Origin of the sequence: Nakamurella sp. UYEF19, assembly GCF_040546275.1 — a bacterium.
Taxonomy (GTDB): Bacteria; Actinomycetota; Actinomycetes; order Mycobacteriales; family Nakamurellaceae; genus Nakamurella.
In genome coordinates, this window is the sequence record NZ_JBEPNO010000004.1 from 113,742 (window position 1) to 136,742 (window position 23,001).

At 68.8% G+C, this 23,001-nt stretch carries 23 protein-coding genes; 17 read left to right on the forward strand and 6 right to left on the reverse strand.

Translation table 11 applies throughout. The features are described from left to right. Window positions 1–39 precede the first annotated feature (39 nt). From alr to tsaE, 3 genes are read left to right on the forward strand one after another with little or no spacing between them, the layout of a single operon-like run. A complete protein-coding gene (gene alr, locus ABIB25_RS08940; protein WP_354528082.1) occupies window positions 40–1,278 on the forward strand; it encodes an alanine racemase in 1,239 nt (412 codons plus the stop codon). Continuing rightward, entirely contained in the window at window positions 1,275–2,375 is a 1,101-nt protein-coding gene (locus tag ABIB25_RS08945) for an alpha/beta fold hydrolase (protein ID WP_354528083.1), read from the forward strand. Before alr ends, ABIB25_RS08945 begins: the two co-directional genes overlap by 4 nt. Next, window positions 2,372–2,851, forward strand: coding sequence for a tRNA (adenosine(37)-N6)-threonylcarbamoyltransferase complex ATPase subunit type 1 TsaE (gene tsaE / locus ABIB25_RS08950; RefSeq protein WP_354528084.1), 480 nt, complete (start codon window positions 2,372–2,374; stop codon window positions 2,849–2,851). Before ABIB25_RS08945 ends, tsaE begins: the two co-directional genes overlap by 4 nt. Window positions 2,852–2,987: 136 nt before the next feature. On the opposite strand, the gene ABIB25_RS08955 is transcribed toward tsaE, so the two are convergent. From ABIB25_RS08955 to ABIB25_RS08965, 3 genes are all read right to left on the reverse strand, one after another. Beyond that, the gene (locus tag ABIB25_RS08955) at window positions 2,988–3,176 is read right to left on the reverse strand and encodes a hypothetical protein (RefSeq protein WP_354528085.1); all 189 of its coding nucleotides are present in this window, start codon (window positions 3,174–3,176) and stop codon (window positions 2,988–2,990) included. Window positions 3,177–3,356: 180 nt separating this feature from the next. Further along, on the reverse strand, window positions 3,357–3,629 hold the full coding sequence (locus tag ABIB25_RS08960; protein WP_354528086.1) for a hypothetical protein: 273 nt from the start codon (window positions 3,627–3,629) through the stop codon (window positions 3,357–3,359). A 147-nt stretch (window positions 3,630–3,776) separates the two neighbouring features. Then, window positions 3,777–4,805, reverse strand: coding sequence for a LacI family DNA-binding transcriptional regulator (locus ABIB25_RS08965; RefSeq protein ID WP_354528087.1), 1,029 nt, complete (start codon window positions 4,803–4,805; stop codon window positions 3,777–3,779). 87 nt (window positions 4,806–4,892) lie between these two features. Here ABIB25_RS08965 and tsaB point away from each other — a divergent pair, with 87 nt between their 5' ends. The 6 genes from tsaB (at window position 4,893) to groL (ending at window position 10,289) form a co-directional block, all read left to right on the forward strand. After that, a complete protein-coding gene (gene tsaB / locus ABIB25_RS08970) occupies window positions 4,893–5,639 on the forward strand; it encodes a tRNA (adenosine(37)-N6)-threonylcarbamoyltransferase complex dimerization subunit type 1 TsaB (protein WP_354528088.1) in 747 nt (248 codons plus the stop codon). 107 nt (window positions 5,640–5,746) lie between these two features. Further along, window positions 5,747–6,193 carry a ribosomal protein S18-alanine N-acetyltransferase gene (gene rimI, locus ABIB25_RS08975; RefSeq protein ID WP_502919778.1) on the forward strand — a complete coding sequence of 149 codons (447 nt, stop codon included), beginning with the start codon at window positions 5,747–5,749 and terminating at the stop codon, window positions 6,191–6,193. Continuing rightward, window positions 6,190–7,305 carry a tRNA (adenosine(37)-N6)-threonylcarbamoyltransferase complex transferase subunit TsaD gene (gene tsaD, locus ABIB25_RS08980; RefSeq protein ID WP_354528090.1) on the forward strand — a complete coding sequence of 372 codons (1,116 nt, stop codon included), beginning with the start codon at window positions 6,190–6,192 and terminating at the stop codon, window positions 7,303–7,305. The genes rimI and tsaD overlap by 4 nt, the downstream gene beginning before the upstream one ends. A 152-nt stretch (window positions 7,306–7,457) precedes the next feature. Further along, window positions 7,458–7,895, forward strand: a complete 438-nt coding sequence (locus ABIB25_RS08985) for a DUF4259 domain-containing protein (RefSeq protein WP_354528091.1) — start codon at window positions 7,458–7,460, stop codon at window positions 7,893–7,895. A gap of 319 nt (window positions 7,896–8,214) precedes the next feature. Next, window positions 8,215–8,511, forward strand: coding sequence for a co-chaperone GroES (gene groES, locus ABIB25_RS08990; RefSeq protein WP_187093993.1), 297 nt, complete (start codon window positions 8,215–8,217; stop codon window positions 8,509–8,511). Window positions 8,512–8,654: 143 nt separating this feature from the next. Next, entirely contained in the window at window positions 8,655–10,289 is a 1,635-nt protein-coding gene (groL, locus tag ABIB25_RS08995; protein ID WP_354528092.1) for a chaperonin GroEL, read from the forward strand. 527 nt (window positions 10,290–10,816) lie between these two features. Here the strand turns inward: groL and ABIB25_RS09000 are convergent. Continuing rightward, window positions 10,817–11,104 (reverse strand): WhiB family transcriptional regulator, encoded by a 288-nt coding sequence (locus ABIB25_RS09000; RefSeq protein WP_354528093.1) that lies wholly within the window; start codon window positions 11,102–11,104, stop codon window positions 10,817–10,819. A gap of 598 nt (window positions 11,105–11,702) precedes the next feature. Between ABIB25_RS09000 and ABIB25_RS09005 the strand changes: the two genes are divergently transcribed. The 5 genes from ABIB25_RS09005 to ABIB25_RS09025 all read left to right on the forward strand — a co-directional run bounded on the left by ABIB25_RS09005 (window position 11,703) and on the right by ABIB25_RS09025 (window position 17,392). Then, complete coding sequence (locus ABIB25_RS09005) at window positions 11,703–12,299, forward strand: LuxR C-terminal-related transcriptional regulator (protein ID WP_354528094.1); 597 nt, start codon at window positions 11,703–11,705, stop codon at window positions 12,297–12,299. A 238-nt stretch (window positions 12,300–12,537) separates the two neighbouring features. Beyond that, on the forward strand, window positions 12,538–13,137 hold the full coding sequence (gene shbA, locus ABIB25_RS09010) for an RNA polymerase sigma factor ShbA (protein ID WP_354528095.1): 600 nt from the start codon (window positions 12,538–12,540) through the stop codon (window positions 13,135–13,137). Next, window positions 13,137–14,492: a hypothetical protein gene (locus tag ABIB25_RS09015; protein ID WP_354528096.1), complete on the forward strand. Its 1,356-nt coding sequence runs from the start codon at window positions 13,137–13,139 to the stop codon at window positions 14,490–14,492. The genes shbA and ABIB25_RS09015 overlap by 1 nt, the downstream gene beginning before the upstream one ends. Before the next feature lie 23 nt (window positions 14,493–14,515). Further along, a complete protein-coding gene (guaB, locus tag ABIB25_RS09020) occupies window positions 14,516–16,042 on the forward strand; it encodes an IMP dehydrogenase (RefSeq protein WP_354528097.1) in 1,527 nt (508 codons plus the stop codon). 222 nt (window positions 16,043–16,264) lie between these two features. After that, window positions 16,265–17,392 (forward strand): GuaB3 family IMP dehydrogenase-related protein, encoded by a 1,128-nt coding sequence (locus tag ABIB25_RS09025; RefSeq protein ID WP_354528098.1) that lies wholly within the window; start codon window positions 16,265–16,267, stop codon window positions 17,390–17,392. Between the two features lie 124 nt (window positions 17,393–17,516). Here ABIB25_RS09025 and ABIB25_RS09030 read toward each other — a convergent pair whose 3' ends face one another. After that, window positions 17,517–18,539 (reverse strand): magnesium transporter CorA family protein, encoded by a 1,023-nt coding sequence (locus ABIB25_RS09030; protein WP_354528099.1) that lies wholly within the window; start codon window positions 18,537–18,539, stop codon window positions 17,517–17,519. 315 nt (window positions 18,540–18,854) lie between these two features. On the opposite strand from ABIB25_RS09030, the gene ABIB25_RS09035 reads away from it, so the two are divergent. After that, window positions 18,855–19,817 (forward strand): ROK family protein, encoded by a 963-nt coding sequence (locus tag ABIB25_RS09035; protein WP_354528100.1) that lies wholly within the window; start codon window positions 18,855–18,857, stop codon window positions 19,815–19,817. Next, window positions 19,814–20,959: an N-acetylglucosamine-6-phosphate deacetylase gene (nagA, locus tag ABIB25_RS09040; RefSeq protein ID WP_354528101.1), complete on the forward strand. Its 1,146-nt coding sequence runs from the start codon at window positions 19,814–19,816 to the stop codon at window positions 20,957–20,959. The genes ABIB25_RS09035 and nagA overlap by 4 nt, the downstream gene beginning before the upstream one ends. A 120-nt stretch (window positions 20,960–21,079) precedes the next feature. Here nagA and ABIB25_RS09045 read toward each other — a convergent pair whose 3' ends face one another. Then, on the reverse strand, window positions 21,080–21,346 hold the full coding sequence (locus ABIB25_RS09045) for a DUF4031 domain-containing protein (protein WP_354528102.1): 267 nt from the start codon (window positions 21,344–21,346) through the stop codon (window positions 21,080–21,082). 119 nt (window positions 21,347–21,465) lie between these two features. On the opposite strand from ABIB25_RS09045, the gene ABIB25_RS09050 reads away from it, so the two are divergent. Further along, entirely contained in the window at window positions 21,466–22,959 is a 1,494-nt protein-coding gene (locus ABIB25_RS09050) for an MFS transporter (RefSeq protein WP_354528103.1), read from the forward strand. Window positions 22,960–23,001 lie beyond the last annotated feature (42 nt).

Consider the following 23,001-nt stretch of genomic DNA (forward strand, 5'->3'; position numbering starts at 1 on the left):
GCGTCTGCGTCCTGCAAAGTGCGCGCTATAGCGAGCACTTTGCAGGACGCAACGGACGGCGCAGCGGACGGCGCATCGGACGGCGCAGCGGACGGCGCAGCGGACAGCGCAGCCCACCTTCGCGCTGAGGCGGTCATCGACCTCCGGGCGGTCGAACACAACACGCGGCTGGTGCTGTCGGCGGCGAGAGCCGTCAACCCCGCGGCCGAGTTGATGGCCGTGGTCAAGGCCGACGGTTACGGGCACGGGGCGGAACAGGTGGCCGCTGCGGCTCTCCGCGCCGGCGCGACGGCTCTCGGCGTGGCGACCCCGACCGAGGCCATGGCCCTGATCGCGGCCGGCCATTCCTCGACCGCGGACCGGCCGATCGTCGCGTGGCTGTGGGTACCCGACGAGGACATCGCCCCGGCGGTGGCCGCCGGCGTGCAGCTCGTGGTCTACTCGCCGGCCCACCTGGAAGCCGTGACAGCTGTGGCGGCGTCGGCCCCCGGTGGAGTCGCGCTGATCCACCTCAAGATCGACACCGGCCTCGGCCGCGGCGGCGCGGTCCCGGCCGCCTTCGATGTCCTCGCCCGGGCTGCCGCCGCGGCCCAGCAGCCCGACAGCCGAAACGGCCAGGTCGAAGTGGTCGGCGTCATGAGTCATCTGGCCTGCGCCGACGAACCCGGCGCCGCGTCGGTCCCGGTCCAGATCGCAGTGTTCGAAGCGGGGTGCCGCACCGCGGCCGAGGCCGGCCTGACCGTCCGGTGGCGGCATCTGGCCAACACCCCCGGCGTACTCGAATGGCCGGGCTCGGTCTTCGACCTGGTCAGGTGCGGTATCGGCCTCTACGGCATCAGCCCGTTCGAAGCTCCACACGACAAGGCGGACCGGCTCCGGCCGGTGATGACCCTGCGCGCCAGGGTCGCTCTGACCAAGCGGGTACCGGCTGGACACGGGGTGTCCTACGGCTTGAGATATCGCACCGCGACGGAGACGACACTGGCACTCGTCCCGCTCGGCTACGCCGACGGGATCCCACGGACGGCCGGTCCTGAGGCCAGGGTGCTGATCGCCGGGCGTCTGCGGCCCATCGCCGGCCGGATCGCGATGGACCAGTTCGTCGTCGACTGCGGTGACGACGACATCTCGCCCGGCGACGAGGTGCTGATCCTCGGACCGGGTGCACACGGCGAGCCGACCGCGGTGAACTGGGCCGATGCGTGCGGCACCATCGGGTACGAGATCGTCACCAGGATCTCCTCACGCGTGCCGCGCCGGTATGTTGGTTCGACGTGAGCACCTGGGGCAGGATCATCGGCGCGGCCGGCATCACCACCGGCGTCCTCGGCGCCGCCGCCCTGGGCGGTGTCACTGCACAGCGCCGGGCCGTCCGTCGTTATCGGGCCAGTTCGGGTTCCGATCCCCAGGGTTACGACATGCTGGCCGCTGATCGCACCTACTCCGTCCTCGGTGACGACGGCGTCGTCCTGCACGTCGAAGAGGTCGGACCGGATGACGCACCCCTGACGGTGATCTTCGGGCACGGCTGGACGTTGCGGGCCGGGTCCTGGCACTACCAGCGAATCGGTGTGGCCGGCAAGGGATTCGGGCTGGGCAAGTCGAACGACGAGGCCCGCTTGGTGTTCTTCGACCAGCGTTCTCACGGCAAGTCGTCCCGGGCCGGCTCCGATCACGTGACGATGGAGGACCTGGCCGGCGACCTCGCTGCGGTCATGGCCACCGCTGCTCCCGTCGGTCCGGTCGTCCTCGTCGGGCACTCGATGGGCGGCATGGCCCTCATCACGCTTGCCGGACTCCGGCCCAACCTGTTCACCGACCGGGTGGTCGGCGTCGCGCTGGTGTCGACGTCGGCCGGGGAGGCCTCGACCCGGTCGCTCAGTCGGAGTCTGATCCTGAGCGGCGGGGCGCTGATCAAGCTGGCGAGTGCCACCGCATCGCGGTATCCGACACTCCTCGAGCGGGGGAGAGCGGGCGGCAGGGACGCGATCTGGCTGCTGACCAGGGCGCTGGGATTCGCCCAGAAGGACGTCCCCGGCGAACTTGTCGACTATCTCGACGAGATGATCTCGGCCACCCCGGTCGACGTCATCGCTGACTTCGCTCCTGCGCTGGTCGGCCTGGACCAGGTGGCGGCCCTGCCCGTCCTCGGCTCGTTACCGGTGGTCATCATCTGTGGCGACGCCGATCGCCAGACGCCGCTCTCCCGATCGCGCGCGATCGCGGCAGCCCTGCCGGACGCAGAGCTCGTGATCATCGAGGGTGCCGGTCACATGGCCATCATGGAGAGCCCGGAGATCGTGAACTCGACACTGCGTGGGCTGTTTCATCGGGCTTTGATGTTCTCCCGATCGCCTGCCCGGAAATCGGGATGACGCCGGTGGCGACGAGCACACGGACGCTGTCGACCCTGCCGGACACGCTCCGCTTCGGCCGGGTACTCGGAAGCCTGCTGACTGCAGGGGATCTGGTCATCCTGTCGGGTTCGCTCGGCGCCGGGAAGACGGCACTCACCAAGGGAATCGCCGTCGGCATGGGCGTGTCCGGATTGGTCACCTCGCCGACCTTCGTCCTGGCCAGGGTGCATGCGGCCGGAGCCGGTGGGGTGTCGCTCGTCCACGTCGACGCCTACCGACTCGCCGGATCGGTGGAACTGGACGACCTCGATCTGGACACCGACCTGACCGCGGCGGCCGTCGTCGTCGAGTGGGGTGAGGGCGTCGCCGAGCGGTTGTCGCAGACGCGCCTGACCATCGCATTGGAACGCCTGCCCGACGACAGCCGAATGGCCAGGATCGAGGCAGCCGGATCCGAGTGGGAGCGCCGGCTCCCGGTGCTACTCGCCGGCTGAGGCTGCTCTTCCCTGACGGGATACCGCTTGCCGCCAGGGGACGACACCCCTGCCGGGATACCGCTTGCCGGCAGGGATACGACACCCCTGCCGGGATACCACACGCCGGCCTGGACATCGGCGGGTGGCCGAGACCTCAGGTGCGGGCCCGGCGGAAACCCAACGTCAGGACGACCAGTCCGACGATCGCGATCACCGCGCCGGCGTAGATCCAGAAGTGGTTGTTGCTCATCGCGCTGCCGCCGACGACGCCGCTGCCCTGGAGCAGGAACAGCAGCCCGAACACTGCGACCACTGCGCCGACGCCGATCATCAGGTTTCTCATCCTTCGAAGATAACCCTGCCGGATCGGCATTCCGCGAGGTGGAGTTGTCGGACTCACCGAGCATCTGCCGTCGCGGTCGAGCACCTGTTCGTGACGAACCGGGGAGGGGTTGCATCGCCACGTCAGGTGTTGCGTGGCGACCGCGTCGATGATCCAGCGACGTCGGACGTGCCGGCGTTGCTACAGGACCACCGAGCCGGTGCGGCGGGTGGTCAGGGTGATGGTCGAGGGCAGCGTGGAGCTGATGGATGACTCGGAGATGGCGCTGTGCGTCGGTGCGGGGGCGGCCTGCGCGGCGGACGCGGCCGGCACGGCGAGCACCAGCGCGCCCGCTGCCATACCGGCCGTCAGCACGGCGCGGAGCCGCCCAACGCGACGGCTTCGGGCGGCCGCGGCCGGCGGGGCGATGGCGGAGGCTGCGAGCAGGTCCTGGGTTACCTCGTATGCGGTCATGGGACAACCATGTCGCCCGAACCCAGGTGGATGCTTTGCCGTTCCTGGACGCTTCCTGTGAACGTGCCCGTCTGACGGTGACCGGGCTCACCGCACCGACGTGCCACGCGAACGACGAAAGAAAATTTCGCGGACGACGACCGAGGATCAGGTGCGGGACGGGGTGCTGGCCCGCACCACGACCTCGCCGGCCACCGTGAGCGCGACGGGCTCCTGGCCATCCATCTGGTCCAGGGCGAGCTCGAGAGCGCGCCGGCCGATCGCGACGAGCGGGAGCCGCACAGTCGTCAGCGGCGGCTGCACATCGCGCAGGGTGGTGATGTCGTCGAAGCCGGCCAGCGCCATGTCCTGCGGCACCTGGTAACCCTGCTCGCGCAGCGCGGCCATCGCGCCGACCGCCATCACATCGTTGACCGCGAACACGGCCTGGACCTCGACCTCCCGGTCGAGCAGTTCCGTCATCGCGACGTAGCCGCCGTCGCGGGTCAGCTGGGTGGCGATGATGTTCTCGTCCGGCAGTTCGTGCCCGCAGTCCGACAGCCCCTCACGAAAGCCGGTCAGCCGTTCCTCGCTGGTCAGCAGGTACTCCGGGCCCGCCAGGACGGCGAAGGAGCGGTAGCCCAGACTCCACAGCACACGGGCGAGACGCCTTGCACCACCAGCATTTTCGAGGACAAGGGTGTTGACCGGCAGAGCCTTCTGACCGATCGCTGCGACGTGCCCACCGGCCGCGGTGATGCCGGCGATCTCGGCCTCCAGCCGGTCCTGGACCGTCTCGGTGGAGAATCGCGAGCCGGCTAGGATCACCGCCCGCGCGCGCTGGCGACGCAGCGCCTCGACGTGCCGGATCTCGGTCTCCGGATCCCACATCGTGGAGGCGATGGTGACGATGAGGTCGCGTTCCGCGGCCACCGCCATCACTCCCGAGGCGACGGCAGCGGCGAACGGATCCGCGATGTCGTGCACGATCAGTCCGACGGTGGTGGTGGTACCACGCACCATGGCCTGGGCGTTCGCGTTGGGCGAGTAGTTCAGGTCGGCTGCCGCGGCCAGCACCTTTGCTTTCATGGCCGCGCCGACGGTCCGACCGGCCGCCCCGCTCAGTGCGCGTGAGGCCGTCGCCAGCGAGACGCCTGCCGCTCGCGCGACATCGGCGAGCGTCACCAGTTCGGCCATGATCAGACCTTAGAGCGTGGGAATCGATCCCAACGGCCGGAATGCGGACGCACGGAATCCGACGCCGCGGGACCTAGGATTCCATCTGTGCTCCTGCTGACCGTCGACACCTCGACACCGACCGTCACCGCCGGTGTGGTGTCCCTGCTCCGGCCCCACGAACTGATGACCGGCAGACCGGTCGGCGACACCTCGACCGTCCCCGAGCCGATCACCGTGCTCGCCGAACGGACCGTCACCGACGCCTTCGCCCACGCAGAGAAGCTGATGCCGTTGGTCCGGGAGGCGCTGGCCGCCGCCGGGCACGGACTGCCGGATCTGGAGGCCGTCGTGGTGGGTCTGGGACCGGGTCCGTTCACCGGTCTGCGGGTCGGCGTCGCGACAGCGCAGGCGCTCGGGGATGCTCTCGGCGCACCGGTGCACGGCGTCGGTTCGCATGACGGACTGGCCCGCAGCCATCTGAGGTCGGAGAGGCCGACCGGCGACTTCCTCGTCGTCACCGACGCCCGTCGTCGTGAGGTCTACCTCTCGGCCTACTCTGCCGCCGGCGCCCGGCTGTTCGGTCCGGCACCCGTCGCGCCTGCCGCGGCCGCGGAGGAACTGCGTACTGCCGGTGTCGTGCCGACCAGCATGATCGGGCCCGGCGTCGGTCTGCTGGCCGACGAACTGCCGATGGCACGACCATCCCTGACGGGCGATCTCAGCAGCGGTCTGGTGCTGGCGGCCGCACGGGCGTTGCTCACCGGCGTGGTGCCGGGACCGCTGACCCCGCTCTACCTGCGACGTCCGGATGCCGCCGAACCCGGCGCCCGCAAGTCGGTGCTCGGCCCATGACGAAAGCGACCCAGCGCCACGGGCACCCCGAGCCGATGGGCTCCGGGATCACCCGGCCGATGCCCGTTCAGCCGCTGTCCACCCGACCGACGCCGCAGACCGAACCGATGGAATGGTGGGACATCGAGCAGGTGGCCGCCTTGGAGATCGGGTTGTTCCCGACGGATTCGCCGTGGACGTCGGCGATGTTCTGGTCCGAACTCGCGGCCGGGCACCACTACGTCGTGGTGCGCGCACCGGGCGGAGTCGTCCACGGCTACGCCGGTCTCGCGTCCGGGGACGACGAGGCGGAGGTCCAGACGATCGGCGTCGCTCCCGAACGTCAGGGGCATGGCATCGGGCGGTTGTTGCTGGAGGATCTGCTGGCCGCCGCGGGACCACGCCGGGTGCTGCTCGACGTCCGGACCGACAACCTGCCTGCAATCAAACTCTACGAGTCCTGCGGGTTCACCAGGATCGGTCTGCGTCGCCGGTACTACCAGCCCAGCGGCGCCGACGCCTACACGATGGACCGACCACCGAACGAGGATGCCGCGAGAGGAGGGCAGCAATGACAGCGCCAGTACCGGACGACCCGGCCGACCTGGTCACCCTCGGTCCGGGCGCGGTCATCCTGGGGATCGAGTCGTCCTGCGACGAGACCGGCGCCGGCCTGGTCCGGCTGACCGACTCTGGCCCGGAACTGCTCGGCCACGAGATCGCATCCAGCTCGGACCAGCACGCCCGGTTCGGCGGTGTCGTCCCGGAGATCGCCTCGCGCGCCCATCTGGAATCCATTTCGGCGACGGTGCACTCGGCATTCGCGAAAGCCGGTGTCCGCCGCGGCGAGATCGACGCCATCGCGGTGACCAGCGGGCCCGGGCTGGCCGGTGCGCTCCTGGTCGGGGTCGCCGCGGCCAAGGCCTACGCCGCGGCCTGGGAGGTACCGCTCTTCGGCGTCAACCACCTGGCCGGGCACGTCGCGGCCGACACCCTGGAGCACGGTCTGCTGCCGTCGCCGACCCTGGCCCTGCTGGTCTCCGGCGGTCATACCCAGCTGCTGCGCATCGACGACCTGGCCGGTCGGACCGCCGCCGGCGGACCGGGGATCACCGAGATCGGCACCACCGTCGACGATGCCGCCGGCGAGGCGTACGACAAGGTGGCCAGGCTGCTCGGCCTCGGCTACCCGGGCGGGCCCATCATCGACGAGCTCGCTGCGGCAGGCGATCCGACGGCGATCAGATTCCCCCGTGGCCTCACCGGGCCGCAGGACTCCCGTCACGACTTCTCCTTCTCCGGTCTCAAGACGGCGGTCGCCCGGTTCGTCGAGGGCATCGAACGGTCCGGCGGCGTGGTGCCGGTCGAGGACGTCTGCGCCTCCTTCCAGGAAGCGGTCGCGGATGTCCTGACGGCCAAGACGGTCAGGGCTGCAACGGATCTCGGTGTTGGTACGGTGGTGATCGCCGGAGGTGTCGCGGCCAACGGCCGACTGCGCTCGCTGGCGCAGGAGCGATGCGCCGCGGCCGGGATCCAGCTACGCGTCCCGCGCCCGGGACTGTGCACCGACAACGGGGCGATGATCGCCGCCGTCGGCGCCCACGTCGTCGCAGCCGGGGCCAGGCCGTCCAGCCCGTTCCTGACGGGCAACCCGGCGATGCTCGTCTCCGAGGTCCTGGCCGGCTGAACCTTCTCGCGCCGGCCGGCGTTCGCCCGATCGCCGCGCATCGGAGTGCTCGATGATGGCCTGAGCCGGGCGCGGGTGGTCGGGGCTGTCGAGGAACGGCCGAGCCCCGACGCGCATACTGCTTGCCGATGGCGACAGGTGGAGGCGCGAACATGACCACAACCGGTCCTGGGATCTTCGAAAATGATGCGGCGCAGGACTTCTTGACGAAGCTGCAGTCCGCCCCGCCGACCGCTGTCGGTGATCTGGTCTCGGCAGCGCTGCGCGCCGTCGCCCAGGCCGAGAAGCCGCTGACGGCCGCAGACGTGCAGTCCGCGCTGGCTGCGCTGGCCCTGTTGCTCGCCGAGTTCGATGGCGACGTCCTCACCGGCGCCACGGATCCCACCGCGGTGCAGGCCTGGTTCGTCGACCTGGAGGTCGAGTTGACGCCGTCCCGTCGGCAGATCGCCGACGCGACCACCAGCCGGATCCTGCTGGCCCAGGACAATGGGTGGGCCGATCTCTGGGCGGACTCCGAAGACGGTCGACGCGCCCGCTCGACGGTCAAGGCCCTGCGCGACCTTCTCGCTGATTCGGCCTCGCCGGAATAGGTGCGGCTGCCGGCCGTCCCGCAGCGCGGATGAACTCGGCGACTCCAGTCCCACGAGTCCCATTCGGGCACAGTTGATCCGCGCAGCCGTCGTTGATCCGCGCGGCTCGCCGGGGCCGTTGGCAACAATCGCACCCCCCGGGTTGAGACCTGGCACTCTCGTGGTTAGAGTGCTAGTTGAACGGTGCAACGACGGCCCGGCTCCCGCGACGACGGGCCCGCTGTTGCTCCGTCGGCCGACACTCGTGTCGGTCTGCAGTCCTCACCACTGTCGAACATCCGCAGATACTTTTCAGACCCCAGAAGAGGGAGATCACACCGTGAGCGTGAAGATCCAGCCGCTCGAGGACAAGATCCTCGTCCAGGCCAACGAGGCCGAGACGACGACCGCCTCCGGCATCGTCATCCCCGACACCGCCAAGGAGAAGCCGCAGGAGGGCACCGTCCTCGCTGTCGGACCGGGCCGTATCGACGACAACGGCAACCGGGTTCCGGTCGATGTCGCCGAAGGCGACGTCGTCATCTACTCCAAGTACGGCGGGACCGAGGTCAAGTACTCGGGCCAGGAATACCTGATCCTGTCGGCACGTGACGTGCTCGCCAAGGTCACCAAGTAACTCGCAGTCCAGCAGTGCCGTCGCCCCGATCTTCCGCACCTAGCGCGGGGTCGGGGCGTCGGCGTCTCACCGATTTGAATTCGCACCTTGCTGAATTCGTAGTGCTCTGATCCATCAACATCTGACGAAGGACTGGCAAAACCATGGCGAAGCAGATCAGCTTCGACTCCGAGGCCCGGTCGGCGCTGCAGCGCGGAGTCGACAAGCTGGCCGACGCGGTCAAGATCACCCTCGGCCCGCGTGGCCGATATGTTGTGCTGGACAAGAAGTTCGGTGGCCCAACGGTCACCAACGACGGCGTCACCATCGCGCGCGAGATCGACCTGGACGATGCAGGCGAGAACCTTGGCGCCCAGCTGGCCAAGACCGCGGCCACCAAGACCAATGACGTTGCCGGTGACGGCACCACCACAGCCACCGTGCTGGCCCAGGCGCTGGTCAGCGAGGGTCTGCGCAACGTTGCCGCCGGAGCCGATCCGCTGGCCCTGCGGTCGGGGATCTCCAAGGCCGCAGACAAGGTCATCTCGATCCTCGAGTCCCGGGCCACCTCGGTGGCCGGCGACCGTGCGGCCATCGCCCAGGTCGGCACCATCGCCTCACGTGACAGCCACATCGGCGACCTGCTCGGCGAGGCCATCGACAAGGTCGGCGCCGACGGCGTCGTCACGGTCGAGGAGCACGGCGGCCAGACCATCGAGCTCGAGTACACCGACGGTGTGCAGTTCGACAAGGGTTACATCTCACCGCATTTCGCGACGGATCCCGAGGCGGCCGAAGCCGTTCTCGAGAACGCCGGCGTGCTGCTGGTACGCGACAAGATCTCGGCGCTCTCCGACCTGCTCCCGTTGCTGGAGAAGGTGCTGGCCGAGTCGCGGCCGCTGCTGATCGTCGCCGAGGACGTCGAGGGCGAGGCTCTCTCGACCCTCGTCGTCAACGCGATCCGCAAGACCTTCAAGGTCGTCGCGGTGAAGTCCCCGTACTTCGGTGACCGTCGCAAGAACTTCATGCAGGACCTGGCCATCGTCACCGGTGCGGAGGTCGTCTCCCCGGAGGTCGGGCTGAAGCTCAAGGACGTCGGCCTCGAGGTGCTCGGCACCGTTCGTCGTGTCACCGTCACCAAGGACGACACCACGATCGTCGACGGTGGCGGATCGAAGGAAGCCATCGCCGACCGCTCGGCGCAGATCAAGGCCGAGATCGAGGCCACCGATTCGGACTGGGACCGCGAGAAGCTGCAGGAGCGCCTGGCCAAGCTGGCCGGCGGTGTCGCGGTCATCAAGGTCGGCGCTGCCACCGAGACCGAGGCCAAGGAGCGCAAGCACCGCATCGAAGATGCCGTTGCCGCGACGAAGGCTGCTGTCGAGGAGGGCATCATCGCCGGCGGCGGTTCCGCGCTGGTCCACGCCTCGCTGGAGCTCGACGAGCTCGAGGCCGAGCTGGGTGGGGACGAGGGGACCGGTGTCGCCATCGTTCGCCGCGCCCTTCGCGCTCCGGCCTTCTGGATCGCCGCGAACGCCGGGCAGGAGGGTTCGGTGATCGTCAACCGGATCGCCGAGCTGCCGGTCGGCCAGGGTTACGACGCTGCTGCTGATGTCTTCACCGACCTCATCGCGGCCGGCATCATCGATCCGGTCAAGGTGACCAGGTCGGCCGTGGCCAACGCTGCCTCGATCGCCGGCATGGTGCTGACCACGGCCAGCACCGTGACGGACATCCCGGAGGGCCAGACCGCTGCTCACGGCGGTCACGGTCACGGTGGGCACGGACACCAGCACTGATCCGGCAGCACTGATCCGGCGGCACTGATCCGGCGGCACTGATCCGGCGGCACTGATCCGGCGGCACTGATCCAGCGGCACTGATCCAGCAGCACTGATCGAGTACCACCGGTTCACCAGTACGGATCCACCAGCAGCGTCCCAGCGACGGCGGCACCAACGGGCGGCACCGAACTTCTTCGGTGTCGCCCGTTCGTCATCAGACGTAACTTTTGGTAGTCGATGCACGATTCGCGAGGTTTGGTCACTCCAATGCCCGGGATCGGGACGATCGGGGGACGACACCCATGAACGCTCCGTACGTGGCGTATATTCGGCTGGCCCGAAAGTGGTCCGGCAAGCCGAAAGCCGTCTGATGGAGTGAGGACTCGCTGCGCGATGGGGTGACAGCGCGCGCGCGGTCGTCTAATCTCATGCGCATGCCACAGACGTGGATGGTGGAACCGCCCCGGGGGATGACAGTGCGCATGCGCTCCGTATCCACACCTCCGCCAGACGGTCGACACCCCAGATCGACCGGACTCGGGTCAGCCGGCCTGCACCGAGGTGGCGAGGATCTGCTGGCGTTCGCCCTCGGAAAGCCCGCCCCAGATGCCGTAGGGCTCATGGACCTCCAGGGCGTGAGCTCGACAGGCGACCAGGGCGGGGCAGTCGTGGCACACGGACTTCGCAGTTGCCTCGCGTCTGGCCCGTGCCGGGCCGCGCTCTCCCTCGGGGTGGAAGAAGTAGGAGCTGGCCATCCCTCGGCAGGCCGCGCCCAACTGCCAGTCCCACACGTCGGCATTCGGCCCTGGAAGGCGCCTGGTATCGGCCATGGTGTTGCCCACCTCCGTCGCTCGCCTTCGTCGAGGTATGCGAAAAGGGCAGGCACCTGGGCGGGACTGCTCACCCGGGCCGGTCGCATCCGCATTGATATCGACGCTGCTGTGATCATGACCCTAGGCCCGATCGGCAAGTGCATCAAGGGCCGATCCCGGATCTTCGAAGATCCACATCTCCGCGCGCTCATGCCCCTTGCGAACGCCTCTGACGCCTCGCCGGTTGCTCGCGGTGATCGGCGCGAACGGCGGATCTCCTCTTTTGCTCGACCACGGGCAGTGATGAACGGGTGGGAATTCTCCACGAAGTGGGGACCCGGTGACCGGAACGTGGTCACGATTGAGCAACACTCTGGGAGAGCGTCATACTCTGAGCGACCCTGCCGCTACAGTCCGTCAGGGATGTTTCCTTTTGCGCTATCGAACGTACGGTCCTGCTCGTTTACCAGGGTCATGCTTCCTCGAACGGGTGCCACCCGCACGGGGAAACTGCTGTCGCAGGGCGAGATCGCACACCCGTTCTGCCGAGCGGTGCTGCCCGGCCCAGATCTGCCAGTTCACCCGTGACTGGAGAAAACCCCGAAAGTAGGTTGACGTGACAAGCGTGCTGATATGCGATGAGCGCCGAAGTGCCCGTGACGGTCTGAACCGCGTCATGGCCTCCGTTCCCTCGGTGACCGCGATCGACTGCGTCGGAGGGGGGGACGAACTGCTCGGTCGCTACGGGCGGGAGGCTGCCGATGTCGTGCTGATCGGCACCCAGCGCGCGCTGACCAGCGGGATCGAAGCCACCAGGCGACTGCTGGCGATCCATCCGTCAGCGGTGGTGATCGTGTTCGGCTCTCCTGACGACACCGCGTCGATCGCCGCGGCCATCGCCTGCGGGGCAAGAGGGTTCCTGCGTTGGGACGCCACCCAGCCGGAGATCGTCGCGGCCTTGGCCGATACCCTCACCAGCCCACGCATTCCGTCACCGCGTGATGCCGTGGACGGTCAGGCCCAGCTCACCGAGCGGGAGCTGCAGGTCCTGCGGGGCATGAGCCAGGGTCAGTCGAACGGCGAGATCGGCAAGGAGCTCTTCCTGTCCGAGGACACCATCAAGACCCATGCCCGGCGGCTGTTCCGCAAGCTCGGCGCGCGAGATCGGGCCCAGGCCGTTGCCGTCGGCTTCCGCCGCGGCCTCGTCGCCTAGACCGGCTCCCAGGCGGGCCGCCTGCGGCGTTCTCCTCGTCGCCATCACAAACGCCCACCCACCCGCCCAAGCGGTATCGCCCTCCTCGTCGGCCTTGCATTCGGCACACCTGGAAGCCGGTCTCCGTACCGATCGCATGGGGGAGCGGCGTCTATCGCACGGGGGCGGGCCCGGTTAGGATCGTGCTCTCCTGCCGGCATTTCCGGGGGGCCATGTAACGGACAGGCCTGTTACAACGATGGATCAAGTAGAGGACGCTACCGACAGCGACGGATTCGATTCCGTCCTGGACGGTGCTGTCGGTGGCGACCGGCAAGCTCTAGGTTTCCTCCTTGCCCGGATTCATCCGTTGGTGGTGCGGTACTGCCGCTCGAGACTGTCCGGCCACCGATCATTGTCCACCGCCGACGACGTTGCCCAGGAGGTGTGCATGGCGGTGGTGACGGCTCTGCCCACCTATCGTCGGGACGGTCGTCCCTTCCTGGCGTTCGTCTACGGGATCGCCGCCCACAAGGTGGTGGACGCGCATCGTGCCGCCGGCCGTTCCAAGTCGGTCCCGGTCGCCGAGATTCCCGAGACGACAAGCACGGCAATGGGTCCCGAGCAGAATGCGATCGATACCAGCGTGGCCGGCACGATGGCCGGGCTGTTGGCCACCCTCCCGGCCAACCAGCAGGAGATCCTTCGCCTCCGAGTTGCCGTCGGCCTGTCGGCCGAGGACACGGCAGCGGCCTTGGGGATGACGGCCGGCGCAGTACGCGTGGCACAGCACCGCGCGCTCTCGAAATTGCGCAGCATCCTCGAACGGGATGCCGGCCTGTTGGAACAGGTCATCTGATGGGCCGCCACAGCGCTCCCGAGACTGATCGGGACGACCAGGACCGCACGGTGCCGATCCTCCGGATGCCGTCGGTCCGCACCCGGCCCGGTCCCGAGCGGCTGATGCGCGCCTCTCCCGGCTCCGAGCAACAGGTGCCCGGCGTGCTGTTCCCGATCGTCGACGACCTGTCCATGATCGCCGCCGACGACCAGATGCTGGATTTGATCGCTTCCGGCCGGTCCGACTTCGGCGACGTGTTCGCCACCCTGCCGATGGCCTCCGGGTACCCGCGTCCGGTGCACCACCCGACCGGGGTTCTCGAACCACTCCTGATCACCTGGCGCTGCGAGCTCGCCGAAGCGCCGCTGCCGGCGACTCCCTGCCCTCCCGTCCTCGTCCGCGTGATGCGGGCGCCGGCGGACAAACCGTCCCGACGGGCGATCAGGCCGATGGTCGCCGCGGCCGCGGCGATCTGTGCCCTGCTCCTCGGCTCCACCGCCGTCGGTGCGCGTTCGGCGGAACCCGGCGACCCGTTGTGGGCGCTGACCCAGGTGCTGTACTCCAGTCATGCCAAGTCCGTCGAGGCCGGGATCAAGGCCGACAACTCGATGGAGACCGCCAGAAGCCTGCTGAAGGACGGCGACGCCCCCAAGGCGCTGGTCGCACTGACATCGGCGTCCGGCGATCTCGAGCGTGTCGAGTTGGGCGCCGATCGACAGCGTCTCCAGACGAAGTACGACACGCTGTGGATCAAGGCCCACAACGAGACCGAGGCCGCTACATCGTCTACCTCGTCCAGTGGGACACCCGGCCGCGGCGCCCCGGCGATCATCGCTGCAGCGGGAGCAGCTACCGGCACCCATACGGCCCCGCGCTCTGCGACCTCGGCTCCAGCCACGTCGGGCAGTCCGTCCGCGGCGACATCCCTGTCCACGACGGGGGTGAGCACCACGCCGAGCCGGCCGGGCAGTTCGACGGCGCCGGTGGTGATCGTGGCTCCGCCGGTGAAGCCGACGACCTCGGGCGCTCCGTCCGCGCCGGTGAAGCAGCCGACCCAGCCGGTGACCACCCCGCCGCAGCAGAGCTCCGCGCCGCCGGCGCCGACGACCGCACCGGTGATCACCCCGCCGCAGTCGGCGCCGGTGACTACCCCGACCACATCGGCGTCCGCCCCGCCGTCGTCCGATCCCGTCATGACCTCGCCGCCGCCGCCGCCGCCGTCGACGGATCCCGTGACGTCGGACACCGTGCCGGCCGCCACGGAGGTATCGACGACCTCCGAGATGCCCGCGCCGACATCGGTCGACAGCTCGTCGGATCCGCTGGCAGCGAACGGGGCCGCTCCGGCGCAGGTGACCGACGCCAGTCAGTGACAGGCCCCCACTAGACTGGGCCGATGCCCAGTGGTTCAGTTTTCGACGCCGGCGACGGCGGATCGTTCGATGACAAATTCTCCTTGATCGGCCTGACGTACGACGATGTGCTCCTCCTCCCGGACGCGTCCGATCTGGTGCCCAGCGAGGCCGATACGCGCACCAGGTTGACCCGCAATGTCTCTCTGAAGATCCCGCTGGTCTCCAGCGCGATGGACACGGTGACCGAGTCGCGGATGGCGATCGCCATGGCCCGTCAGGGGGGGATCGGGGTGCTGCACTACAACATGCAGCCGGAGAACCAGGCCACCCAGGTCGAGATCGTCAAGCGGTCCGAGGCCGGCATGGTGACCGATCCGATCACCTGCTCGCCCGACGCCACCATCGGCGAGGCCGACGGCATGTGCGCGATGTTCCGGATCTCGGGGGTTCCGGTGACGGATGCCGCCGGCCGTCTGGTCGGCATCATCACCAATCGCGACATGCGTTTCGAGGTCGACATGTCGCGTCCCGTCAGGGAAGTCATGACGCCGATGCCGCTGGTCACCGCCCCGGTCGGATGCACCGCCGACGTCGCGCTGGGGCTGCTCCGCAAGCACAAGATCGAGAAGCTGCCGCTCGTCGACGGCGACGGCAAGCTCCGCGGCCTGATCACCGTCAAGGACTTCACCAAGACCGAGCAGTACCCCAACGCCACCAAGGATCGTGACGGTCGCCTGCTGGTGGCGGCCGCCGTGAGCGTCGGCGACGCTGCCTACGGTCGGGCGATGGGTCTGGTCGACGCCGGCGTGGACGTGCTGATCGTCGACACGGCCCACGGTCACTCCCGGGCGGTCGCCGACATGGTGGCGCGTCTGCAGAAGGATGTCGGGGCGCGGGTCGACATAGTGGGCGGCAACGTCGCGACCAGGGCCGGCGCCCAGTCGCTGATCGATGCCGGGGCCGACGCCGTGAAGGTCGGCGTCGGGCCGGGTTCGATCTGCACCACCCGCATCGTCACCGGGATCGGCGTCCCGCAGGTGACGGCCATCCACGAGGCGGCGAAGGCCTGCCGCCCGGCCGGCATCCCGCTGATCGGGGACGGCGGTCTGCAGTTCTCCGGCGACATCGCCAAGGCGATCGCCGTCGGCGCCGACACCGTCATGCTGGGGTCGCTGCTGGCCGGCGTCTCGGAGTCGCCCGGTGAGCTGATCTTCGTGAACGGCAAGCAGTACAAGACGTATCGCGGGATGGGCTCGCTCGGCGCGATGCAGTCGCGTGGGGAGTCCAAGGCGTACTCGAAGTCCCGGTACGGCCAGGACGACGTGCTGTCCGACGACAAGCTGGTGCCGGAGGGCATCGAGGGCCGGGTGCCCTACCGCGGCAAGCTGTCCGACGTCACGCACCAGCTGATCGGTGGTCTCCGTGCAGCGATGGGCTACACCGGTTCCCGCACCATCTCCCGCCTCCAGGAGGCGAAGTTGGTGCGGATCACCGCGGCCGGGCTCAAGGAGTCCCACCCCCACGACATCACCATCACCACCGAGGCGCCCAACTACTTCGACCGCTGACCTCGCTCCGGTCCGTGCGGTGGCCTGTCGTGCGTGCGCTGGTACGACGGCCGCCCTGCGGTCTGACGCTCGAGCGTCAGACGAGTGGCTCCATCGTCGGACGAGTCGCTCCATCGTCAGACGGGCAGGTCAGGCGGGTCGCCTGCCCGGCCCAGCCGAGCGGGGCGAGCGTCCCGACTTTCCTGACAGAATCATCTTCGCCTACAACTGGGGGAGAACACCTTGAACGAGACCGTCGAGATCGGCATGGGCCGGAGCGCCCGCCGGACCTTTGGCCTGGAGGACATCGACATCGTGCCGTCCCGGCGCACCCGCTCCTCGTCGAAGGTGTCGACGGCGTGGCAGATCGATGCCTACCGGTTCGAGATCCCGCTGATCACGGCCGCGTGTGACGCGGTCGTCTCACCGGCCGTGGCCTCGCAGGTCGGGCGGCTGGGCGGGCTGGGCGTCATCGACGGTGAGGGGCTGTGGGCCCGTCACGCGAACCCGCAGAAAATCATCGACTCCATCGTCGCGCTCGGTCCGGATGCCGACCCCACCGAGGTGATGCAGAAGCTCCAGGCCGCGTACTCGGTGCCGGTGTCGGAGGATCTGCTGGCCGAGGCGATCGGTTCGTTGCGCGGCGCCGGTTCGACGGTGGCCGTGCGGCTCTCGCCGCAGAACGCTGCCGCGCTCGCGCCGAAGGCCATCGCCGCCGGCGTCGAGATGTTGATCATCCAGGGCACCATCGTCTCCGCCGAGCACGTGCAGGTCGGGGGAGAGGCGCTCAACCTCAAATCGTTCATCGCCGACCTCGACGTGCCGGTCATCGTCGGCGGGGCCACCAATTACCAGACCACCACCCACCTGATGCGCACCGGCGCGGCCGGCGTCATCGTCGGGACGGGGAGCGGGGCGCACACCACCACCGCCGAGGTGCTGGGCATCGCCGTGCCGATGGCGACGGCGATCGCTGACGCCGCAGCCGCACGAAGGTCGTACCTCGACGAGACCGGTGGCCGCTACGTGCATGTCATCGCGGCGGGCGATCTCCACACGAGCGCGGACATCGCGAAGGCGATCGCCTGCGGTGCCGACGCCGTGATGCTCGGCGAGCCACTCACCGAGGCGCAGGAGGCCCCGGCCGCGGGCTGGTTCTGGCCGACGACGGCGGCCCACCCGGTGCTGCCACGCGGGTTCGCCGGGCCTTGCGGGTTCGCCGATGTGCCCTTGGAGCAGTTGCTGATGGGCCCGGCCGTCAGCGCTGACGGCACCAGCAACCTCTTCGGAGCCCTGCGTCGTGCCATGGCCAAGGCCGGCTACTCCGACCTCAAGGAATTCCAGAAGGTCGGCCTCACCGTCCGCGGCTGACGCCCCGCGCCGCCCCGTCGCGCTTATCAACTTCGCCGGCGCTCATGATCGGGTCGATTTCAGTCACTCCTGCCACAAAACCGCGACGTTCATGAGCGCGTTGGCCGCGGGGCAGTCCGGCGGGCTAGATCCAGTCCTTGCGCCTGAGCGTGATGAAAAGTGTGCTGACGGCCAGGATCATCACGATGAACGCGATGATGAATCCGGTCTCGCTCTGGAATCCGGGGTAGGGGACATTCATCCCCATGAACCCGGTGATCAGCGTCGGCACCGCGATGATTGCCGCCCAGCCGGTCAGCTTCTTCATGACCGTGTTGAGGTGGACATCGGCCAAGGCCAGGTTGGTCTCGTACATCGACGAGATGACGTCGCGCAGCCCGTCCGCCATCTGGGCGGCGTGCTCGGCGTGATCGGCCACGTCGGAGAACTCCCGGACGCTCCGCGTGCCCAGCAGCCCTTCGGCGGCGTCGGTCGGCTTGACCTCATCGCTGTTGTGCTTGGCGGCGGCCCGCCCGGCCGCGTTGGCCAGGCCGGAGGCGATGTCCCGCAACGGGTTGACGGCTCGGCGCAACTGGGCGAGTGATCGTCGCAACCGGAAGGCGCGGAGCTGTTCCTCGCGTTTGAGTGGCTTGTCGTCGAACAGCGATTCGGACAGTTTGTCGACCTCGTCCTCCATCTGCTGGAGGACCGCAAGATAGCCGTCGACGATGTGGTCGACGACCGTGTGCAGGGCAGCCGGAACACCATCGGCCATCAGGGCGGGTTCGGCCTTGTCCAGCTGGTGGCACAGTTCGCCGCGCATCGACTCGCCGGCGAGAACGATCAGCGCCCGCGGTCCGGCGAGGAGCGAAACCGGAGTGGAGGTCAATTCGTCCGATTCTTCATCGAACGCGACCGCGGCGAGCACGGCCACCATGCTGCTCCCGATCCAGTCCAACTTGATCGGCTCGCCTTCACCCAGCAGATCTTCGATCGCCAACTCGTCGATACCCAGGTTCTTCGCGGCCCGGCCGAGCGCAGCAGTTTCGTGACGGGGCAGGAAGAACCAGGCCCTGGTGTTGTGGTCAGCACTGAGGGCATCGCCGACCTCTGACGGTTCGGCGTCCCGATTGATGACCTTGCCCTCTGTCCAGATGCGTCCCGTCATGAAGACATTCTTACTCGGCCAGCACCAGGTACTTGCCGTTTCTAACCTTTGTCGGCTTGCCGTGTTGCTGCTGGCTCTCCCCGACGGCTGCTCCGATCGCGGCATGCCGGGCCGCTGTCGCCTGCGGGCGAAAGACACCTTTCGGGTGGATCGCTGCCCGATCCCGATCAAGGACGAATCGCCGCACGCCGCGGGCCGGCCGCCGGCCTGCCGGTCGCGGTCTGCCGCGCGCCGCCTGCCGGTCGCGGTCTGCCGCCCGTGCGGCCCGGTGACCGATGTCGAAGCACACTCTGCCGGGATCGCTACCATCTCCACGTGGATCAGGTGGTGGCAGCTCTGGATGTCGGTGGTACGTCGATCAAGGCTGCGCTCGTCGACCGCCGCGGCGGGCTGGTGCACCAGACGCGCCGGGCGACGGGAGTGGCGAACGGTCCGGCCGCCGTCGTCGACGGCATCGTTGAATTGGCGGCCGAACTCGTCGAGACCACTGGGGCTTCGGTGGTGGGCGTCGGGATCGGGGTACCGGGCACCGTCGACTCCGAGGCCGGTATCGCCCGCTACGCAGCCAATCTCGGCTGGCGGGATGTCCCGTTGGTGGAATTGATCGCCGAGCGGACGAAGGTGCCGGTTGCGCTCGGCCACGACGTCCGGACCGCTGTGCTCGCCGAGGCCCGGTGGGGCGCCGGCGCCGGTGAGGGGTCGATGTTCTTCATCGCGATCGGGACCGGTATCGCGGGTGGATTGGCCCGGCTCGGCGTGGTGGACGACGGTGACACCGGACTGTCCGGTGAGATCGGGCATCTCGTCGTGCGTCCGGGTGGTCCGGCCTGCTTCTGCGGCAATCACGGATGCCTCGAGGCCATCGCCTCCGCGTCGCGGATCTCCACCCGCTACGCGGCGCTGACCGGGCGCGCAGACGTGTCCGCAGAAGAGATCGCTTCCCTCGTGCGGGCCGGAGAGCTTGCAGCCCAGACGATCTGGGGTGAGGCGGTGGATGCGCTCGCCGACGCCCTCGCGGCCGCGACCATCCTGATGGACCCGGGCCGATTCGTCATCGGAGGTGGTCTGTCGCTGGCGGGCGACACTCTGACCGATCCACTCGAGATCGCCCTGGCCGCGCGACTGACGTTCCGCCCTGCTCCGCCTGTCTCGCTCACGGTGCTGGGCGACCGGGCCGGGGTGATGGGGGCAGCCTTGCGGGCGTGGGACCACCTCGATTCCCCGGAGCGGCGTGCGTCCGATCACCGGCTCACCTCGGATCGGCACGACTCCCGATGACGACGATCTGGCTGACCGGCGGCGAAGTGGTGACGCCGGACGGCGTCGTCGACGGGAACGTCAGGGTGGTCGACGGCGTCATCGCCGAGGTGGCACCTGTGGGGACCGCGGGCGATGGGTCCGAGAGCATCGATCTGTCAGGCTGTTTCGTCCTCCCGGGGTTCATCGACCTGCACGTGCACGGCGGCGGGGGTGCGACCTTCGACGAGGGTGTCGACTCGATCCGGACCGGGCTGGCCACCCATCGGGCTAACGGGACGACCCGCAGTCTGATCTCGCTGGTCACCGGTCCACCGACGCAGATGGAGGCGAGCATCGCCGCGGCCGCCGACTACGCGGCCACCGATCCGAGTGTGCTCGGGCTTCATCTGGAGGGCCCGTTCCTCTCGGTCCACCGCCGCGGGGTCCACGACCCGGCCTCGCTGCTCGACCCGGATCCCGTGCTGCTGCAACGATTCCTGACGGCTGGGCGCGGCCTCGTCGCCGTGGTCACGGTCGCGCCGGAACTGCCGGGTGGGCTGGACCTGGTGCGGCAGATCGTGGCCGCCGGTGCCCACGCTGCCGTCGGGCACTCCGATGCCGGCTATGACGTTGCGCTGCAGGCGTTCCGGGTCGGTGCTGACCTCGTCACCCATGCGTTCAACGGCATGCGGCCGCTGCACCACCGCGATCCGGCGATCATCGGCGCGGCCATGGACGCGGGCGTCGTGCTCGAGGTCATCAACGACGGCGTGCACCTGCACGAGGCCACCGTGCGCCTGCTGCGGGCCGTCGCGCCCGGGCGGGTCGCGCTGATCACCGATGCGATGGGGGCCACCTGCGCCTCCGATGGGCTCTACCGACTCGGCGCGTTCGACGTGCAGGTCACCGGCGGCGAGGCGCGTCTCGTCTCGGACGGCACCATCGCCGGGTCGACGCTGACCATGGGGGTCGCCGTCCGACGTGCGGTGCAGGTCGTCGGGATGTCGCTGGTCGAAGCGGTGAATGCTGCGTCGCTCGTGCCCGCCACGCTGCTGGGGGTCGCCGACCGGTTCGGCTCGATCCGGGCCGGACGTGCCGCTGACCTGGTCGTCACCGATGCGGACCTGGGCGTCCGGGGCGTCATGGTGGACGGAAACTGGTTCCGACCGTTGAACCGCTGACCCCGCTCCAGCCGTCCGCACCCGGCACCGCGCTCATGATCGGGTCGATTTCCGTCCCATCCGTCCCAGAACCGCGACGATCATGAGCGCCGTCGAAGTTGATCAGCGCGATAGGCGGGGTCAGCGGCGGTCACGCTTGGGGCGGCGGAGACCGGCGGTGGAGAGGCGGCGCACGAGTTCGCGTGAATCGACCGGGACGGCGCCGGCCTCGATGAGCAGTTCGTAGCGATCACCGGGGACGTCGTAGTGGTCGTGGTCGAATCCCCGCTCGGGAATGCCCTGGGCCAGCGCAAACGTGTGCAGTTCGGCATAGGAGAGATCGCTGACGAGGTGGGACCAGACCCGGCCGTGCGCGGGCCAGCGTGGTGGATCGATCAGCACCGTCATTCCCCGATTGTGGCGTGTGACCAGCGAGACACAGAAACGGATCAATAACCTCCGTTTCGTCGGATAGTCTTCGATCTGAAACGGAGCGTAAGACTCCCTTTTGTCGCGAGGAGAACCTGATGACCAGTACCGAGATCGATCGCCCGCAATCGACGAAGGCGATCGACAACCCGCACCACGATCGACGGTGGCTGATCCTGACCGTCCTCGGCATCGCCCAGCTGATGGTGGTGCTGGACGGAACGGTGGTGAACATCGCGCTGCCGTCGGCCCAACACGCTCTCGCGTTCTCCGACGGCAACCGCCAGTGGATCGTCACCGCCTACTCCCTGGCCTTCGGCAGTCTCCTGCTCCTCGGCGGGCGGCTGGCCGATCTGCTCGGCCGCAAGCGCATGTTCCTGATCGGTCTCGTCGGCTTCGCGATCGCATCAGCGGTCGGCGGTGCGGCCGACGGATTCGGCATGCTCGTCGCAGCCAGGGCCGTCCAGGGCGCCTTCGGCGCGATGCTCGCACCGGCCGCCCTGTCGCTGCTGACGACCACCTTCACGCATCCCAAGGAACGCGCCAAGGCCTTCGGCGTCTACGGCGCGATCGCCGGTGGTGGTGCGGCCATCGGCCTGCTGCTCGGCGGAGTGCTCACCGAGTACCTGTCCTGGCGCTGGTGCATGTACATCAACCTGATCTTCGCGGCGGCCGCCTTCGTCGGCGGCCTGGCCTGGCTGCGGAACCAGCGCGCCGAGCACCGCCCGAAGCTCGACATCCCCGGTATCGTCACCGTCTCGGCGGGCCTGTTCGCCCTGGTCTACGGCTTCTCCCACGCCGAGACGGGCGGCTGGGCCAGCGCCACCACGGTTGGTTTCCTGATCGCCGGTGTTGTCCTGCTCGGTGCCTTCCTGGTAGTCCAGACCCGCAGCGCCAACCCGCTTCTCCCGCTACGCATCCTGACCGACCGCAATCGCGGCGGCTCGTACCTGGCCATCTTCGTGGTCGGCATCGGGATGTTCGGCATCTTCCTCTTCCTGACCTACTACCTCCAGGCCACGCTCGGCTACAGCGCGGTGCTGACCGGGGTCTCGTTCCTGCCGATGACGGCCGGCATCATGCTGTCCTCGACCATCGGCAGTTCGTTCCTGGCCACCAGGGTCGGGCCGCGGTGGATCATCGGGTCCGGCATGCTGATCGCCGCCGTCGGTATGGCCCTGCTCACCGGCATCGGCCTGACGTCCAGCTTCGCCCTGCACGTGCTCCCGGGCACCGTCGTGATGGGGATCGGTATCGGGCTGGTCTTCTCCTCCGCCATGAGCCTGGCCACCGCGGGGGTCAGCTCGGAGGACGCCGGCGTGGCCTCGGCGATGGTGAACACCAGCCAGCAGATCGGCGGCTCCATCGGAACGGCTCTGCTGAACACGCTGGCCGCGAGCGCCGTCACCAGCTACCTCGTCGGACACGCCGCCGAGGGCAAGGGAGCCGCCGCGATGGCCTCCGTGAACGGCTACACCACCGCGTTCTGGTGGGCCGCGGGTATCTTCGCGGTCGGCGGCGTTCTCTGCGGCCTCATCCTGCGACCAGAGGTCCCGGTGATGGACCCCGACGTCGAGATCGTGCACGTCTGACGGTCCGCACCTCTGACGATCCGCACGTCTGACGGTCCGCAC